A 17,768-nucleotide genomic window follows, 5' to 3' on the forward strand; every position below is an offset into this window, starting at 1 on the left:
GTGCATCCCAATCCCACATTCCGCGGCACGCCCGACACGCTCAGCCTTGCCTTCGCGCGGGATCGGGCCTTCGGTGTGCTGGCGGTGTCCTGCGACGAGGCACCGCTGCTGAGCCACGTGCCCTTCCTGCTCTCCGGGGACGGCAGCCATGCGGATCTGCATCTGGTGCGCTCGAATCCGATCTCGCGGGTGGTGAAGGACGGCGTTTCCGCCCGGCTCGTGATCAGCGGTGCGGATGGCTACGTGTCGCCCGACTGGTACGGGCTTGGCCCCGACCAGGTGCCCACGTGGAACTACGTCGCCGTGCATCTGACCGGACGGCTCGTACCGCTGCCGGTGGAGGAACTGCCGGACCTTCTGGCCCGCCAGTCCGACTTTTTCGAAGACCGCCTGCCCAAGGCTCCATGGCGCATGGACAAGCTTGCCGAGGACACACGCGCCAAGCTGATGCGCATGATCCTGCCCTTCCGGCTGCACATCGACAGCGTCGACAGCACCTGGAAGCTGGGCCAGAACAAGCCCGAAGAGGCGCGCCTCGCCGCCGCGGGCCATGTCTCGGGGGGCATTGGCCACGAGATCGCAACGCTTGCGGATCTCATGAAAAATCCGCCTGAGGCTGACTGAGCGTTTGCGCCTCTCGCCTCTTTGCTGCAAGAAGCCGGAATGACCAAGGCATCCAAGGCACTTCTCGTCCACCTGTTCACCGCCACCGGCGCCGTCTTTGCCATGCTCGCGCTTCTCGAAGCCGCGCAGGAGGACTGGGCCGCCATGTTCCTGTGGCTGGTGGTCGCCTTCTTCGTCGACGGGCTCGATGGTCCCATGGCGCGCAAGTGGGATGTGAAGGCCAATGCCCCCCGGTTCGACGGCGTCACGCTCGATCTTATCATCGACTATCTGACCTATGTCTTCATCCCGGCCTTTGCCCTGTTTGAATCCGGCCTGCTGCCGGGCTGGACCGGGTGGTTCGCGATCATCGTCATCACGTTCGCCAGCGCGCTTTATTTTTGCGACAGTCGGATGAAGACCGATGACAATTCGTTTCAGGGCTTCCCGGGCTGCTGGTACATGCTGGTTCTGGTGCTCTTTGCGGTGCAGCCGAACTTTTGGGTGATCATGACGCTGGTCACGGTACTGTCGGTGGCGATGTTCCTGCCGCTGAAGTTCATCCACCCGGTGCGCACCGCCCGCTGGCGCGCGGTGTCGCTGCCGGTGGCGCTGGTCTGGACCGGCATGGCGGGCTGGGCGGCATGGGTCGATTTCGATCCCGAAAGCTGGGCCCACTGGGGGCTGATCGTGACCTCGGTCTACCTGATCTTCGCGGGCATCGCGCAGCAGGTCATCCCGGTCCGCAAGGCCTAAGCCATCACGGCGCGGCGCAGCAGGTTCAGCGCCGCGATCAGCAGCACCCACAGAGTCATCTTGCGGAACAGCGTCTGATCGATGCGGTCATGCACCAGTGTGCCCAGCCACATGCCGATCATCGCCGGGATCAGCAGCAGCGCCGAGAATCCCGCCGTAACCGGCGTGAACACCCCCGACATCACATGCGCCCCGGTCAGCGCCACCGCGCCCAGCCCATAGGCCACGCCCTGGATGCGCACCTGTTCCGCCTTGGGGGTGTCGATCGCCGTGAGGTAGGCCACGAAGGGCGGCCCCCACACGCCCGACAGCCCGCCCATGGACCCGGCCACCGCGCCCACGGCAGCCTCGATCCGGCGATTGCCGCCGCCGGGCAGGCGCGCCTTCCAGCCAAGGATCTGCGCCACGCAGAACAGCGCGACAGGCCCGCCGATGATCGCGAACAGCAGCGGCACCGGCAAAAGCCGGACCATCTGTGACGTGACCAGCAGGAACCCCAGGCCCACCCCCAGGAGGAACCCGAACCGCTTCAGCGAGGCGAACGCGGCTGCGGGCCCGTGCCTCAGCCCCTGCAGCGCATTGGTGGCCAGCGTCGGCAGGATGAGGCCCGCAAGCGCTAGATCGGGCGCAAGGAAACTGCCAAGGCCGGAGATCATGATCATCGGCAAGGCAAAGCCCACCATGCCTTTGACGATGCCCGCCATAGACGCGACCATAAGAGAAAGCAGGAGTGCTTGAGGCGAAATCAGGGTAAGAATGCTGTCCATGACATGCTGATAGCATGCGCGTCGGGCCGCGACTCCATTAATCCAATGAGTAATAATAAAACTCCAAGATATAGTTTGGTGAATTTTTGTTGCGCTGCGGTTGCGAAATAGATATGCCGCTGGGGACCGAGGAGAAGGAACTGAATCATGGCACATGACGGAGCCGACGTGATGCTCAGCCAGGGCATCCTGATCGAAGACTTGCTGACCCTGACCGCCGCGGCCATTCCGCCCGCAGAGGCACTTCTGGAACAGGCCCGCCTGTCGGTGCGCGCCGTGGTCGAAGAGGACGGTCGCGTGTCGGGCCGCCTTGTCGAGGCCAACCAGTTCGCCGCCCACGGCCTGTCGTGGCTGGCCACCTATGTCGAAGCCCTGCGCCAGATGCAGTACTGGGCGGACAAGCTCAGCTCCGAGGGGACCTTCGGCGAGGTCGAGCAGCTGATCCAGCAGATCGCCTTCGGGGAATACCTCAGCCAGATCGTCGGCGGCATCCAGATGAACCAGGGCGAGATGGTGCGCCTGCCCGACCTCGGCCTTGGTCTCGAGGCGCTGGACGGCTTCCGTACGGCCGAGGTGCAGACCCTCATGGCGCGCGGCAACACCCAGGGGGCCCGCACCCGGCTGGTGGAGCTGATGCAGGAACGCTCGGCCGAGATCACCGTAGGCAGGACTGGCCTCGACGACGAGCTCGAGATGATCCGCGAGCAGTTCCGCCGCTATGCCGTCGACAAGGTGGAACCCTTCGCCCACGAATGGCACCTCAAGGACGAGCTGATCCCCATGGCGGTGGTCGAGGAGCTGGCCGAAATGGGTGTTTTCGGTCTGACCATCCCAGAGGAATACGGCGGCTTCGGCCTGTCCAAGGCGTCCATGTGCGTGGTCTCGGAAGAGCTGTCGCGGGGCTATATCGGTGTCGGCTCGCTTGGCACACGCTCCGAGATTGCCGCCGAGCTCATCATCGCGGGGGGCACAGAAGAGCAGAAGCAGAAATGGCTGCCTGCCTTCGCCTCCGGGGAAAAGCTGCCCACGGCGGTCTTTACCGAACCCAACACCGGGTCGGACCTAGGGGCGCTGCGCACCCGCGCGGTGAAGGGGGAAGACGGTGACTATACCGTCACCGGCAACAAGACCTGGATCACCCACGCGGCGCGCACCCATGTGATGACGCTTCTGGCCCGCACCGATCCGGGATCGGACAACTACAAGGGTCTGTCGATGTTCCTCGCGGAAAAGACGCCGGGCACCGACGCCGACCCGTTCCCCACCGAGGGCATGACCGGCGGCGAGATCGAGGTGCTCGGCTATCGTGGCATGAAGGAATACGAGCTGGGCTTCGACGGCTTCAAGGTGAAGGCTGAGAACCTGCTGGGCGGCGAAGAGGGCAAGGGCTTCAAGCAGCTCATGGAAACCTTCGAGAGCGCCCGCATCCAGACCGCTGCCCGCGCCATCGGTGTGGCGCAATCGGCACTGGATGTGGGGATGCGTTACGCGCAGGATCGAAAGCAGTTCGGCAAACCCCTGATCGCCTTCCCCCGCGTGTCGGGCAAGCTGGCGATGATGGCCGTCGAGATCATGATCGCCCGGCAGCTCACCTATTTCTCGGCCCGCGAGAAGGACGAGGGCATACGCTGCGATCTTGAGGCGGGCATGGCCAAGCTTCTGGGCGCGCGCGTGGCTTGGGCCAACGCCGACAACGCGCTGCAGATCCACGGGGGCAACGGCTTTGCGCTGGAATATACGGTAAGCCGCATTCTCTGCGACGCCCGAATCCTCAACATCTTCGAGGGTGCAGCCGAGATCCAGGCGCAGGTGATTGCACGAAGGTTGCTTGGCTGACGATGTCGCAAACCCTCCGGGGGAGGGTTTGCCTCGGCTGCACGCCGAGATCCAGGCGCAAGTGATTGCACGAAGGCTCCTTGGCTGACGATATGGGGGTCCGCCGCACGGAGGGAGCGCTACACGACTGGCCAAGTCCGGTGATCGCGCACCGCCAACCTCCGGACGCAGGCAATCTTATACTGCAGAACGAGCAGGGGCTGCCCATGCGAGGCGTCCCTTTCTTCATCACATAAGGCCGAGGATCAGCGGTCTCTGAACAGGTATTCGGCCAACAGCTTGGCGTTGGGAGGGTTTGCTAAGGCGGGGCCGGGTGCCCGGAGCCAAGCCGTTCCATCTGCACTGCCTTTGCCTTGGTGGCGACGATCAGCGTGTCGGGGAAGGCCTCGGGGAGGGGCGGCAATCCTTCCGGACGTGCTGGTGGCAGAGCCTCTGACGGACGGACGATTGGTGCCGCTTCGGCCCGACTGGAGCCTACCTGGCGGCATCCACATCGCTATCCCCGGCGCGGTTCCGTCCACCCCGGGCGGCGGAGTTCACCCGGCTTCTGGTCGCAGCGGAGCGGCGGCGCCGCGCGGGCTGACGCTGCAGCGCTCCACGAGGGTGACCGGCAGGCGCACGGTGCGCGGGACGCTCGACGGGCCGCGTTCGACCGCGTCCAGCGTCGCCTCGGTCAGCTGCGACAGCGATTGGCGGATGGTGGTGAGCCCGTGGCTTGCCCAAGCGGACACCGGAGCGTCGTCGAAACCGATGACCGACAGACTGCGGGGGACGTCGCGCCCCATCTCTGACCGTGCGGTGTTGAGCACGCCAAGCGCCAGTTCGTCGGTGACACCGAAGATGCCGTCTATGCCAGGCTGCGCGAGCAGGACGCGGGCGGCGGAGCAGCCGGTGTCGTAGCTGTTCGGCCCTTCGGCCCAGCGGGTGAAGGTAACGCCTGCGGCCTGCATCTCGGTGCAGAAGGCATCGGCGCGATCCACCTTGGCACTGGTGCGCGACGCCGATTGCACCACCGCCACGTTTCGGCAGCCTGCCGCGATCAGCCGCCGCGCCGCAAGCCGCCCGCCGGCGGCGCTGTCCGCGAGGATGAGGTCGGCGCTGGTGCCCTCGGGTGGGGCAGGCCGACCGATCAGCACCATGCGCGCGCCGTTGCGGGCGCACAGCCGCACCAGCTCGTCCGGGGCCGCCCCTGACAGCAGCACCACCGAGCGCACGCGGTAGTCCAGCAGGGCCGCAAGGTCTCCGCCGCCGCCGCTGTTGAGCAGCAGGCATTGCAGGCCCCGGCGTTGCAATCCGGCGCTGAGGGCCTCCAGTTGCGCCGAGATGTAGGGGTTCACGAGGTTGCCACCCACCACGCCCACAAGGTCGGAGCGTTGCTGGTGCAGGGTCCGGGCCAGCCGGTTGACCCGGTAGCCGAGGTCTTCGGCGGCTTCCTGTATGCGCTTGCGCGCCGCCTCGGACACCTGCGCGCCGGGGGTGAAGGCCCGGCTTACCGCCGAGCGCGACACCCCCGCCCGGCGCGCCACGTCGGCGGCAGAGACGAAGCGCCGCGTCACCGCAGCAGGCCGGTGCCAAGCACGTCCGAGGCAAGGTCCAGCATCGGCGGCAGCGGGTAGCTGTCATCCTGCCGGCGCAGGGTCCGCATCGCGTCCAGCGCCGCTTCGAAGGTCGGGTAGCGCTCCGGCTGGCGCCAGTACAGCCACAGCGCCAGCACGGTCACCGAACGCGACCGCCCACCACGGCAATGTACCAGCAGCCCGCCCTTGGTGCTTGGGGGATAATGCGGCTTACCTTCAGTGAAGGTCAGCGCCAGCCCGTCCAGCAGCATCACCGCCGCGGCAAGGGTCTGCGGCGCATTGCCCGGCCCGTCGATCATGCCGATCTGGTAGCGCCGCACCCACGTGCCGTCGGGCCGCTGAAGCGGGCCGGGAAAGATGTTCATGGCAAGGTTCAGGGACGCGGAAATTCCCGCCTCCTGCAACGCTTCGCCATCCTCGGCGGCAGTCAGGTTGCCCAGCCAAAGGCCGGTGAACCCGGCGGTCTCGGTGCCCTGCACCGGGAAAAGCAGGGGGCGGTCATCCTCGAGGCGTTCGGCCTCGGGGGACTGGTCGGGGAGGAAATGCATGGCTCAGATCTCGGTGGTCAGGTCGGTGCTAAGGCGCGGGCCCAAGGCGTCGCAAAGGCGCGGGGCGGTGGCAAGGTCGACGAAGGCGGGCAAAAGCCGTTTCGCGCCGGTGGTCTCGGCCAGAGAGACAAGGTCGCGCAGGCGGGGATGGACGTTCCAGCCCATCCAGACCGCGCGCCCGTCGTCGATCATCACGCGCGCGGGGCTGGTCCGGGGCACGTGGCTCGAGAACACGAAGCGAAAGCCGGGCCGTTCCCGCAGCGCGCCGGGCAGGCCTGTCCCGCCATTGGCCCCGGTGGCAACGATGATGTCGCCGGGATGCGCGGTGGCGGCGTCGCGCACCGGCGGGCGGTGGCCGGTAAGCCGTTCGCATTCCCCGGCGACCTCGGCGCAGGCATGCACGGTCAGGCCAAGCGCGCCAAGCGCCGTCACCATATCCGCGCCACGCCCGAATGGCGGGCAGGGCAGGACGGCACCACCCTCGGCGGCCTGCGCCAGCGCGGTGATCTGGTCTGACAGCAGCGTGTCGCGGTCGCCGTAGGAGGCATCGGCAATCACCGTGTCTGCCCTCGGGAAGGGATCGCAGCGCAAAAGCGGTGCCTCGACGCTGTAATCACCGGTATAGAGCAGCCCGCCGGCGCTGGGCAGGTGCATCCAGATGCCCCCCGGCGCATGCCCGGCCCGGCCAAGGGTGATGGGCAGGCCAAGCACCTCGGCGCTGCCCTGTTCGGGCAGCACGTGGGCCTTGGGCGGCGTGTGCAGCAGCTGCCGAAGGGTTTCGGCGCTGGCGAAAACCGGCGGGTTGCCGATCTCGTCGAGACGGTCGAGGCCGTTGGCGTGATCCTCGTGCGCATGGCTGAGGATCACCGCGTCGATCCGGCCTGCGCCCGACAGGTCAGGGCGTTCCCCGGCCTCGAGCCCGTCACCAAGGTCGAGCAGCAGGCGGCGGCCCTTCAGCTCCACGAGGAACACCGCCGCGCTCTTGCGGCCAAGGCCGCTCAGTGCGGTGAGGCGGCCTTGGGTCATGGTCAGTCCCTCCATGGCAACACCCCCTCGGGCAGGCGCTTGCCGAAGATCAGACTCAGGATCATCAACGTCAGCACCAGTGCCACCATGAGGCAGCCCACGGCGGCGGCAAGCGTGGCCGATCCGGCCTCTTCTAGGAAGATGATCATCGGCCCGATGGTCTGCGCCCGCGACGACACCAGCAGCACCGAGGTCTGGATCTCGTTCACCGCGGTAATGAAGACAAGGATCGCGGCGGCCATGACCGAGGGTGCCAGCGATGGCAGCACCACGTCCCGCAGCCGGGCGAAGATGCCTGCGCCGGCGAGCTGCGCCGCATCGTCGAGGCTGCGTTCGATCTGGGCATAGCCGCCAAGAATGGGCCGCAGCGCAAGGGCAAGGAAGTTCGACAGGTAGGCCGCGAAGATCACCCAGATGGTCCCGTAGAGCGCGGTGCCGATGAAGGGCAGGGGGCGCAGGAAGAACAGGATCATGGCGACGCCGATGATGATGCCGGGCAGGGCATAGGCCAACTCGGACGCGATGTTCAGCGCCTTGGCGATCCAGCCGGGCCGCCAGCTCAGCACGTAGCCAAGGGCCACGGCCACCGGGATCAGCACCGCCACGGTGCCCAGCGTCAGCATCATCGAGGTGCCGAATGCCTCGCGGATGCCCTCGTGGTGAAACAGCGCGTTGGCGAAATTCTCGAAGGTGACGGTATCAAGGGTCAGCGGCTGGCCCACGCCGCGCACCAGCGCGGTGCACAGCAGTGCCGACAGCGGCAACGCAAGGCAGATCGCAAGGTAGAGCCACGCCGCGCCCTCTACCGGCAGGCGCCAGCGGCCTAGGCTGCGGCGGGCCGGGCGGCGCGTGGTGTCGACGCGGCTGTCTCCGCGCCGGCCAAGCCATGCGGTGATGGTCATGCCGATCACCGTCAGCACCGCCAGCAGCAGCGCCAGAAGCGCCATGTCGTTGAGCGCGGACGGCCCGTAGGAATTGAGCCGCTGGTAGATCAGCGTGATGAGGGTCGAGACGCGGGCGGGGATGCCCAGCATCGCCTGGATGCCGAAGTTGCCGATCGAGGACACGAAGGCCAGTGCCGCCCCGGCAAAGATGCCACCCCGCGCCAGCGGCAGGATGATGTCGCGGGTCAGCGCAAAGCCGCGCGCCCCCTGCGCCTGCGCCGCCTCGACCACCGAGGACGGCACCCGGTAGAGGCTCGCCCGGACCGAGAGGAAGACCAGCGGCGCGTTGTAGAGTCCTAGCAGGAAGATGATGCCGCCCATGGAGTAAAGCGGATGGCGCATGCCCGGCGCCAGCGCCAGGCCTAGCGGGCCAAGCACCGGTGAGGCGGGCGAAAACGCCTGGATCCACGCCAGCGCGGTCACCTGCGGTGGGATCATCAGCGGCAGAACGAAGCCGAAGATCCACAAGGTCCGCGCCCGCATGTCGCTGAGCGTGGTGAGCAGCGCGGCCATGGTGCCGACCACGGTGGCCACCAGCGTTGCCGCCACCGAGATGTAGATGGTGTTGAGCGTTGCTTCGAGGATGCGGCGGTTGCCGAGGATGTCGATGATGCGCCCGGCGTCGAAGTCGCCCTTCGGGAACAGCGCGGCATAGGCCAGCCGGCCCAGCGGCAGGATCGACAGGGCCCCCACGAAGAGCACGAGGGCGATCAGCAGTCCGCGCTCTCCGCGCAGGGCGGATGGCAGACGAAGCGCCCCTGAGGGGCGCTTCGGGTTGGTGCTTGCAAGGCTCACGGGATCAGAGGCCGAAGATGTCGGCGAACTTGGCGCGCACGTCTTCGTTGATCTCGACCGCGTTGTCTGCGTCGTAGCCAAGCAGCTTGATCTCATCCAGAACCGGGTAGCCTTCGGGCCCTTCGACGCCGGCCATCATCGGGATGCTGCCCTGCTCGGCCGCCAGTTCCTGCGCTTCCTGCGACAGCAGGAAGTCGATCAGCAGCTTGGCTTCTTCGGGGTGCTCGGTGGTGGACATGATGGCGGCAGGCTCGGTGATGAAGCTCACGCCGTCCTCGGGCACGATGAACTCGATGGGCGATCCGGCGGCCTTGGCGCGCAGGGCGGTGGAGTCGACGAGGATGGCGTATTTCGCCATGCCGGTGGCGACGGCGTTGGTGGCCGGGCCGTTGCCTCCCTCGGGCATGATGTCGAGCTCGTTCAGCCCTTCGTAGAACGCCCAGGCGTCATCCTTGTTGGCCAGCATCGCGTGCAAGTGGTTCAGCGCAGCCCCGGAATAGAGCGGCGAGGGCACGGCGATCTGGCCGCGGTTTTCCTCGGTCAGCAGCTCGTTCCAGGTGGACACGGGCTCGGCGGTGTTGGTGTTGTAGACGATGCCGGTGGTCATCGCCTTGGTGCCGAAGAAGGTCATGTCGGGATCGTAGGTTTCCGGCGCGTAGCCTTCGACCGGGGCGTCGGGGTAGGCCATCAGGTGGCCACCGGCCTTCAGCTCGCCAAGGTTGATGACATCGGCCACCAGCAGCACGTCGGGCTGGACCTGGCCGGCCTCGATCTCGGCGCGCATGACGTTCATCAGGGCGGAGGTGCCGTTGCGGGTCCATTCCACGTTGATGTCCGGGTGCTTGGCTTCGAAGGCGTCGACGGTCTGCTGCGCCAGCTCGGGTGTCTGGCTGGTGTAGAGCGTCAGGGTGGTTTCTGCATAGGCCGCGCTCGACAGCAGCGAAGCGGCAACGGTGAGGCTGAGGGTGAGGCGCATGGGTGGCGTCCTTTTGTCGGTAGGGGAGATGAAAGGTCAGGCGGCTTCGGGCAGAACCCAGCCGTCGCGCAGGGCGATCGAGATCCGCTGGCCTTGCGTCAGCGAGGCCGGGGCGGGGATGTTGAGGGTGAAGGGGATGTCGGCGTTCGGCCCGGCCATCACCTCGGTGCGCAGGAAGGCTCCTCGGTAGGTGGCGCGGATGACATGGGCTTCGATGCCGTGCTGGTCGGGCACCATATGCAGATCGCCGGGGTGGAAGGTGATGCGTGCGCGGGGCAGGGCGGTCTGGTTCGCCGCGCAGCGCAGCGGCGCAATGTGGCCCAGCAGTTCGCCCTGTGCACGCCCGCCCCCCATGGGGCAGAGGTTGCGCACGCCGGTGACCGTGCCTTCGCCGATGAAGCCTGCCACGGTTTCGTTCGCGGGTTCGGCATAGAGCTGGCGCGGGGCGGCGAATTGCAGGATGCGCCCCTTGTCCATCACCGCGACCCGGTCGGCGAGGGCCAGCGCCTCGGACTGGTCGTGGGTGATGTAGAACATGGTCGCGCCCGAGCGCTTGTGGAACCGGGCGAATTCCTCCTCAAGCGTGCCGCGCAGGTGCACATCGAGGTTCGCCAGCGGCTCGTCCAGCAGCACCACACGGCTTTCCATGGCAAGGCAGCGGGCTAGGGCGACACGCTGGCGCTGGCCGCCCGACAGGTCGGCGGGGCGGCGGTTTGCCAGCGGCCCAAGCTCCACGGTGTCGAGCACCTTAGCCACGCGCGCGTCCCGGTCGGATTTCGCGATGCCGGCGATCTTCAGCCCGTAGGAGACGTTCTGCGCCACGGTCATATGCGGCCAAAGCGCATAGTTCTGGAACACCACACCGATGCCACGATCTTCTGGCGGGGTGTGTCGCTTGGGGGTCGAGACGGTGCTGCCGCCGATGGCGATGGAGCCCTCGGTCAGCCGCTCGAACCCCGCGAGGCAGCGCAGGAGCGTGGTCTTGCCGCAGCCCGAGGGGCCAAGCACGGCGACGAATTCGCCAGCCTCGATGGACATCGACACATCTTGCAGGACGCGGGTGCTGCCAAAGTTCTTGCCGAGGGTGTCGAGGCGGATGTCGCTCACGGTGCTGGTTCCTTTCCGGGTCGTCTGTGGCACTGCACAGCTGTGCAGTTGCCGCAGCAGATGCCGGGCGGACACAACGCCGATGCGACGGTTCCCTGAAGCTTTCATGACAGTGGGCGCCGCACCGTGGCGGCAGGCGGGGAAACCATGAGCTGCCACGACATGCTGGCCGTAACCCGTGACAGGCTTGCTGCAGCAGGCTTACCCCAGCTGGTTGAAAGGCATCTCGTCTTTAGCAAGTGCGTGCCGACGCGGCCAGCTGGGATTCTTGGCGTCTATAGCCGCGGTGCGAGTTTCACGCGCCTTTTACGACCTGCCCCTTGTACGCGTAAGGATGCGTGATTTCGAACTGGGGGATGCTTGCCGCAGCCAGATGGAACTCCTGGCGTGAAAGGGATGAGGCAAGATAGCGCGTCTCACGCATATGTGCCGGCGTCCGCGCTTCGAGCCTTTCCGCGAGCCGCTGCAGGACCTCGGGGGGTAAGAGCCCTCCGATCACGATAGCCTCGCCGTCGAACATCACCTTCACCAGCTCGAGAACCGGATGCAGCTGATCGCAGGTCCAGTCGATCCAGGGGCCAAGATCAATGTGCCGGGAGAGATCTTCGGGGAGGTCGAACAGGCTGTCGACCCGCAGGCCCCGATCTGCGGCATAGTCCAGAAGATCCTGCCCCGAAGGTCGCCGCGCCCCATGCGGGAAGTAGCTGCCCAAAGCCGCTGCGTTTCCGAAACTGCCAGCGTAGAGACGCCGCTCGATGATGTTTCCACCGCCAATGCCATAACCGAGATAGACCAGGTTGAAGCTCTCCAGTGTGCTGCCTGCACCGAAGTAGCTTTCCGCGAGCGCCGCTGCATGGGCATCGTTGATGATCCACGTCCGCAGGCCGAGCCCCTCGGCAAAAACCTCGCGCACCGCCGCGCCACGCCAGTGAGTCCATCGCCCGGGAACGAAGGTGCGCTCCGGGCTTCGATGGAAATTGATTGGCACCGACACACCGGCCGCCACCAGCTGCTGCCGCGTCGCACCGGCGGTTTCCAGCAGGGTGTCGACCTTCTCCCCTGCAGCCCGCGCGACATCGAAGGGATCGGACATATCGGCATCGAGCGCGAGATGCGCGACCACCTCCCCGGCCAGCGACGACAAGGCCATAACGGTCCTGTCCACGGTGCAGACGATGCCAAGTGTGAAAAGGCTGCGGCCGTCCAGTCGCAACAGCCGCGTCTTGCGCTTGGAAAGGCTTGTGACGCCGGGCACCGCGTCGAAATCCACGTCCTCGAGTAGACCCATCTCGATCAGGTCCTGCGACAGACGTGTCAGCGTTCCTGGCTGAAGCGAGGTCAGTTCGACAAGGTCGATCCGCGGCAGCGGGCCCTTGCGTCTTAGGATGTCCAAGATCCGCCGGTGGTTCTGCTTCAGGTCAATCTTCATGTCACATCGTGCTCCTGCAACGCGGTCCTCCGCGGACGACAGCGCCTTTGTGCCCGTCGCGGCGCTTCTCCGCAAAATAGGTATATAATTTTCTTTCTGAAAAGAAAGCGTCATATACCACCGCTATGAGGGCACCGTGACACCAGCGGAGCACAAGGAGCCGCCTCATGAAACGACTCACCCTCACTATTTCCGGCCTCGCTCTCTGCGCGGCTGGTGCGACCGCCCAGCAAGCCGATAGCCCTGCGTATGGCGACAGCTTCAACATGCGCGACACGTCCGTCGACATGTCGGCGCTGACCACCGAGAATTTCTACGACATGCTTGTGCCGCTGGCGCAGGAGGCCGGGTCACTGACCGTCTACAGCTACTGGCCCCCGGCGCCGCTCGTGGTGTTTCAGGAAGAGATCATTCCCGCGTTCGAGGAAAAATACGGCATCGACGTGACCTTCGCCTCGGTCGAGACGGCACCCGGATTGCAGCAGATGGACGCTACCTCGCGCGAGGGTGAACCGGCGCCGATGGACGTGTACTTCACCTCCGATCTGCCTGCCGATCTGGACCAGATGGCGAACATTCGCCTGATCGACCTGCTGCCCAACACGCAGAACCTGAACCCCCAGTTCACCTCGGTCTATCACGGCATCGAACACGGCGGTGCCTATGTCCCGTTCCACGCGAACCAGACCGTGATCGCCTGGAATTCGGCTATGGTCGACAACGTGCCGACCACCTACCAGGCGCTGCTCGACTTCTCGGCCGAAAACCCCGGCAAGGTGGCCATCACCTCACCGCTGCGTGGCGGGTCAGGCTCCAACTTCCTGAAATCTGTCGCCATGAACCTGATGACCGAGGACTGCATCGCGCAGCAGGCCAATCTTCGGATCGCCGATGAAGACGCCGCCGCCCTCGTCGACGACACCGACTGCTACGCCCCGGTCTGGGACTACTTCAACAGGCTGCTGGAAACGGCAGAGCTGACCAACGGCAACACCGACACGCTCAACCTGATGGCCAACGGTATCGCCACGGTCGGCACCGCGTGGGAAGACCTGACCTATTCATACATCCAGACCAGTCAGCTGCCCGACACCGTCCGGGTCGAGATTCTCGAAGGAGGGCAGATCGGCGGCGCCGAAGGCGTGCTGATTCCCTCCAACACCGAGAACCTCGCCGGTGCGATGCTCTTCGTGAATGAAATGCTGGATGCCAAGCATCAGGCGTGGAAGCTGATGGGCTTTGCCTCGCGCTCGCCGCGCACCGACCTTGACCGCTCGCTAATCCCCGAAGAGGCGCAGAAGCTGCTTGCCTCTCCGGATCAGTACCCGGCGCGTCAGCTCACCTCGGTGTCGCCGGTCATGTATGCGGCCATTCGTGAGGGTTTCGTCGCCAACGTGCTGGAGAAATAGGGGAATGGGAGAGGGTTCCGGCACATCAGTGGCGCCCGCGCTATCGCTGACCGCCATAACGAAACGCTACACCGAGGCGCCGGTGCTCTTTCCCACCTCGCTCGAGGTGCAGACCGGCGAATTCGTGACCATCCTCGGCCCGTCAGGCTGCGGCAAGTCCACATTGCTTCGGATCATCACAGGCATCATCGAGCCCACGGGCGGTACAGTCCGCCTCGACGGCACCGACGTCACCCACCTGCCGCCCGAACGGCGCGACATGGCGATTGTGTTCCAATCCTACGCCCTGTTCCCGCATATGTCAGTTGGCGACAACATCCGCTTTGGCCTCAAGATGAAGCGCATTCCCCGCGCCGAGGCAGACCGCCGCTTCGACCACGTGGTCGGGATATGTGGGCTGACGCCCCTGCTCAGGCGCATGCCGCGCCACCTGTCCGGCGGCCAGCAACAGCGCGTCGCGCTGGCCCGCGCGCTGGTGATGCAACCGACCCTTCTGCTGCTGGACGAGCCGCTGTCGAACCTCGACGCCAAGCTTCGGGATTCGCTGCGCGAAGATCTGTTGGAGCTGCACCGCGAAACCAGATCGACCTCGCTCTACGTGACCCACGACCAGACTGAAGCGATGTCGATGTCGGACCGGATCATCCTGCTGAACGAAGGCCGGGTGGTCGAGACGGGTACGCCGCGCGATCTCTACCTGGACCCCAAGATGCGCTTCACGGCAGAGTTTCTTGGCCAGACCAACATCGTGCCGGTCACGGCCGAAGGCCGCAGTGCCGGCACGCCATGGGGGCAGGCCATTGCGCTGCGCGCCCCCGCTCACGGGCCGAGCCAGGTCTCGCTGCGAGCCGAAGCCCTGCGCATCAGCCCCGATACTTCGGGGCCGGCCACGGTGACCGAGCTGCAATTTCTAGGCGCTGACGTTCTGTATTCCGTCGACTGCGGCGGCCATGCGTTCCGGGTGCGTCGCGACAGCGATGCGCCGCTTATCGACAGGGGCACGCGTGTCGACATTTCAGCCATGGGCGACGCGACTCCGCTGCAGGACACCCCGGGTGAGGCCGCATGATCCGCAAGAACGTGCTTTCGCTGCTTTTGCTGCTTCTGCCTGGCATCGGCTTCCTGCTGCTGACCTTCGGCCTGCCGCTATGGTGGGCGCTGACCGGGTCAATCGGGCTCGGCCCGGGCGGCGTGGGCTTCACCTTCGATCACCTTGCCATGATCTTTGAAAGACCGGCCTACTGGCGCGGGCTGCAGATGTCTCTTTACTACGCCATCACGCCGACAGTGCTGACGCTCTTCATCGCCGTGCCGCTGGCCTTGCTGCTGCAACAGCCGATGTTCGGCCGCAAACTGCTGAACGGGCTTTACAAGATCCCCCTGGCCGTGCCCGGCATCATCGCCGCCTTCATGGTGCTCACCATGGTCGAACAGGGCGGGTTCCTCGACCGCATCCTGATGCATGTCGGTCTGAGAATGCCGCGCATCGTGCGCGATGAGTGGGGCATCGCCGTCGTCCTTACCAGTATCTGGAAGGACACGCCCTTCATGGCGCTGATCATCACCGGCGCTTTCGGCGCCATCGCGTCGGACATGGTGCCGGCCGCGCGGTCGCTGGGGGCATCGCGGCTGCGGGCCTTCCTCGCGATCGAATTGCCGATGGCCATGCCCGGCATCACCGCCGCGGCCCTGTTGTGCTTCGTCAAGTCACTCGGCTCCTTTGCGGCCCCCTCGATCCTCGGTCCGACCTACCCGATGCCGCTGCCCGTGCTGATGTATGAAAGCTACCGCGAAGGGAAATGGGCCGAGATCTACGCGATGGGCACCGTGCTGATTATCGCCGCCTTCCTCGTACTCGCTGCCTACTACACCCTGACAGCGCTGTCCCTGCGCCCCGGACGGGAGTCCCGCCAATGACGCCAGAAGCCCAAAGCCCGCGCGCCATGCGTCGCAAGCTGACCCTCAGCGGGATCGCGGCGGTTTACGTCCTGCTCGGCCTTGTCCTGCCCATCGGGATCATCGTCTTGTGGTCGGTCTCGAACGGCTGGTTCCCGCCCTCGATCCTGCCTGGCGCCTATTCCCTGCGCCACTGGGAACTCTTTACCATGGACGAAACGCTGTTCAGCGCCTTCGTCAACTCTTCGGTGATCGCCGTCGCCGTGACACTGTTCTCGATGGTGCTGGCGGTGCCCACGGCCTGGGGCCTCGCGCGGTTCCAGTTCCGCGCCAAGCGCCTGGTTGAGCTTTTCGTGCTGGCCCCGCTTATCGTCCCGGGCATCGTCGTCGCGGTCGGGCTCGGGCGCGTCTTCCTGCGTATGGACCTGGCCTATACAATACCGGGGGTCATCCTTGTGCAGACCGCGGGCGTGCTGCCCCTGACCATCAGGATCCTCTCGGGGGCCTTCGAAGGCATCCCTGACGATCTGGTGCATGCAGCCCGGTCGCTCGGCGCGCGCCGCTGGCAGATCCTGCGCCACCTGATCTTGCCCTTGGGGATGCCGGCCATGCTCGCTGCCGGCATGTTGTCCTTCGTGGGCAGTTTTGAGGAATTTGAACGCACTTTCATTGTCGGCGCCCCGATCATCCAGACCCTGCCAACCCGTCTCTTCGTCAACCTCTCGGCCTCGCTGATGATGCCTGTCGCCTCTGTGGTCAGTTTGATCCTGCTGATTCCGGTGCTGGTCGTCTTCCTGCTCGGTGGCCGCTACATGCGTGACGACGTCATGGCAGGCGGCATGGGCAAGCTCTGACCCAACCTTCTCAAGACCAAGGAAAAACCATGACTTCTGACCCCATCCGGCTGGGCTTTTCGGCAGAGTCCGCCAACGGCCAGCCGCAGACCATCTCCGAAAGCCTTGACCTGCTCGAGGCCCGCGATGTCGACACGGTCGAAGTGCCGCTCCTGTGGATGGAGCTGGTGCTCAACGGCCGTGTCATGCCCGACCGGCTGGCCGCGCTCCAGGCCGCGCTCAAGGATCGCCGGTTTCAGTGGACGGCCCACGCCGCAATCGGCCTGAACTTCACCTGTGATCCCGCCTACCTGCCGCTGCACATGGCGTTGGCCCGCGCGCATCTACACATCGCCGGCGCAATCGGAGCCGAGCACATGGTGCTGCACACAGGCTTTTTCGCCACCGGAAGTTCCTCGGCTCAGATGGCCCGGCTTTATGATCAGCAGCGCGAGAGCCTCATGACCCTGGCCGCCGAAGCGCGCGAAACCGGTGTGATCCTCTGTGTTGAGAACATCTTTTCCGAGAAGGGAAACCGTATCACCGCCTCGCCCTCTCAGCTGGCGGCCGAATTGCGCCTGATGGATGACCCAAACCTCGTGGCCTGCCTCGACGTAAGCCACGCGGCCCTGCAATGCGATGCGATGGGACTAGATTTCGAAGCCGAGGTTGCCGCCCTGATCCCGCTTGCCAAGCACGTCCACCTCCACGACAGCTTCGGCCGCAGCGGCACGATCCCGGTACACACCCGGTTCGAGGCGATGGGCTTTGGTACCGGGGATCTGCACTTACCGCTGGGTTGGGGCAATTTGCCGTTCGACCGCCTGCTGTCGCTTGGCCAGTTCCCGGCCGCGACGATCTTCAACGTCGAGCTGAACAAGCATCTCTGGCACGGCCTAGACGACACCGTCGCCGAAGGACGGCGCTTGGCGCGCATGGCGCGCGTCGCGCGTTGAACACGTCTCTGGCCCTTCGCAGCGGTCCCACGGTTCCGCCTGAATGAGCCGCTCTCTCTACGAGTGCCCGCAATCCGTCGGTCCATGACATGAGTGCGGCGGGTGGCAATCGCCCCCGCTCATATGAGCTGCAGTGCTTTTTGACGATGAGTTCCAGATCTTATGACTGGAAGCGGCGTCACGGCCCTGGAAAAAGCCTGAGCCTCACGACCTGCCTAACGAACCAGACGGACGCAAGGCGGTTATGTGGCGCCGCAGGGGGGGCATGACCAGCCTGACTGTGCTGCGTGATGCTTACGGCCTCTCCGGA

General features: G+C 65.6%; 16 protein-coding genes. 8 read left to right on the forward strand and 8 right to left on the reverse strand.

Features of this window, described 5'->3' with window-relative positions:
* A complete protein-coding gene (locus IEX41_RS05710; protein ID WP_188789287.1) occupies window positions 1-624 on the forward strand; it encodes an FMN-binding negative transcriptional regulator in 624 nt (207 codons plus the stop codon).
* Between the two features lie 39 nt (window positions 625-663).
* On the forward strand, window positions 664-1,359 hold the full coding sequence (locus IEX41_RS05715) for a CDP-alcohol phosphatidyltransferase family protein (RefSeq protein ID WP_188789288.1): 696 nt from the start codon (window positions 664-666) through the stop codon (window positions 1,357-1,359).
* On the opposite strand, the gene IEX41_RS05720 is transcribed toward IEX41_RS05715, so the two are convergent.
* Complete coding sequence (locus IEX41_RS05720) at window positions 1,356-2,126, reverse strand: sulfite exporter TauE/SafE family protein (protein ID WP_188789289.1); 771 nt, start codon at window positions 2,124-2,126, stop codon at window positions 1,356-1,358. The genes IEX41_RS05715 and IEX41_RS05720 overlap by 4 nt on opposite strands.
* Window positions 2,127-2,273: 147 nt before the next feature.
* On the opposite strand from IEX41_RS05720, the gene IEX41_RS05725 reads away from it, so the two are divergent.
* Window positions 2,274-3,962, forward strand: coding sequence for an acyl-CoA dehydrogenase family protein (locus IEX41_RS05725; protein ID WP_188789290.1), 1,689 nt, complete (start codon window positions 2,274-2,276; stop codon window positions 3,960-3,962).
* 536 nt (window positions 3,963-4,498) lie between these two features.
* Here the strand turns inward: IEX41_RS05725 and IEX41_RS05730 are convergent.
* The 7 genes from IEX41_RS05730 to IEX41_RS05760 form a co-directional block, all read right to left on the reverse strand.
* On the reverse strand, window positions 4,499-5,518 hold the full coding sequence (locus tag IEX41_RS05730; protein WP_188789291.1) for a LacI family DNA-binding transcriptional regulator: 1,020 nt from the start codon (window positions 5,516-5,518) through the stop codon (window positions 4,499-4,501).
* Window positions 5,515-6,087 (reverse strand): dual specificity protein phosphatase family protein, encoded by a 573-nt coding sequence (locus tag IEX41_RS05735; protein WP_188789292.1) that lies wholly within the window; start codon window positions 6,085-6,087, stop codon window positions 5,515-5,517. Before IEX41_RS05735 ends, IEX41_RS05730 begins: the two co-directional genes overlap by 4 nt.
* A gap of 3 nt (window positions 6,088-6,090) precedes the next feature.
* Window positions 6,091-7,128, reverse strand: coding sequence for an MBL fold metallo-hydrolase (locus tag IEX41_RS05740; protein ID WP_229672957.1), 1,038 nt, complete (start codon window positions 7,126-7,128; stop codon window positions 6,091-6,093).
* The gene (locus IEX41_RS05745; protein ID WP_229672958.1) at window positions 7,116-8,852 is read right to left on the reverse strand and encodes an ABC transporter permease; all 1,737 of its coding nucleotides are present in this window, start codon (window positions 8,850-8,852) and stop codon (window positions 7,116-7,118) included. Before IEX41_RS05745 ends, IEX41_RS05740 begins: the two co-directional genes overlap by 13 nt.
* A gap of 4 nt (window positions 8,853-8,856) precedes the next feature.
* Window positions 8,857-9,828, reverse strand: a complete 972-nt coding sequence (locus IEX41_RS05750) for an ABC transporter substrate-binding protein (RefSeq protein ID WP_188789294.1) — start codon at window positions 9,826-9,828, stop codon at window positions 8,857-8,859.
* Between the two features lie 36 nt (window positions 9,829-9,864).
* Window positions 9,865-10,935, reverse strand: coding sequence for an ABC transporter ATP-binding protein (locus IEX41_RS05755; protein ID WP_229672959.1), 1,071 nt, complete (start codon window positions 10,933-10,935; stop codon window positions 9,865-9,867).
* A 295-nt stretch (window positions 10,936-11,230) separates the two neighbouring features.
* Complete coding sequence (locus tag IEX41_RS05760; protein ID WP_188789296.1) at window positions 11,231-12,364, reverse strand: ROK family transcriptional regulator; 1,134 nt, start codon at window positions 12,362-12,364, stop codon at window positions 11,231-11,233.
* 167 nt (window positions 12,365-12,531) lie between these two features.
* Between IEX41_RS05760 and IEX41_RS05765 the strand changes: the two genes are divergently transcribed.
* The 5 genes from IEX41_RS05765 to IEX41_RS05785 are packed head-to-tail and all read left to right on the forward strand — an operon-like array spanning window position 12,532 to window position 17,458.
* Entirely contained in the window at window positions 12,532-13,773 is a 1,242-nt protein-coding gene (locus IEX41_RS05765) for an extracellular solute-binding protein (RefSeq protein WP_188789297.1), read from the forward strand.
* A gap of 4 nt (window positions 13,774-13,777) precedes the next feature.
* Entirely contained in the window at window positions 13,778-14,842 is a 1,065-nt protein-coding gene (locus IEX41_RS05770) for an ABC transporter ATP-binding protein (protein WP_188789298.1), read from the forward strand.
* Window positions 14,839-15,690: an ABC transporter permease gene (locus tag IEX41_RS05775; protein ID WP_188789299.1), complete on the forward strand. Its 852-nt coding sequence runs from the start codon at window positions 14,839-14,841 to the stop codon at window positions 15,688-15,690. The genes IEX41_RS05770 and IEX41_RS05775 overlap by 4 nt, the downstream gene beginning before the upstream one ends.
* Window positions 15,687-16,523 carry an ABC transporter permease gene (locus tag IEX41_RS05780; RefSeq protein ID WP_229672961.1) on the forward strand — a complete coding sequence of 279 codons (837 nt, stop codon included), beginning with the start codon at window positions 15,687-15,689 and terminating at the stop codon, window positions 16,521-16,523. Before IEX41_RS05775 ends, IEX41_RS05780 begins: the two co-directional genes overlap by 4 nt.
* 29 nt (window positions 16,524-16,552) lie before the next feature.
* Complete coding sequence (locus tag IEX41_RS05785; protein WP_188789300.1) at window positions 16,553-17,458, forward strand: sugar phosphate isomerase/epimerase family protein; 906 nt, start codon at window positions 16,553-16,555, stop codon at window positions 17,456-17,458.
* The last annotated feature ends 310 nt before the right edge of the window (window positions 17,459-17,768 follow it).

The sequence above is a fragment of the Salipiger pallidus genome (assembly GCF_014643635.1).
GTDB lineage: Bacteria > Pseudomonadota > Alphaproteobacteria > Rhodobacterales > Rhodobacteraceae > Salipiger > Salipiger pallidus.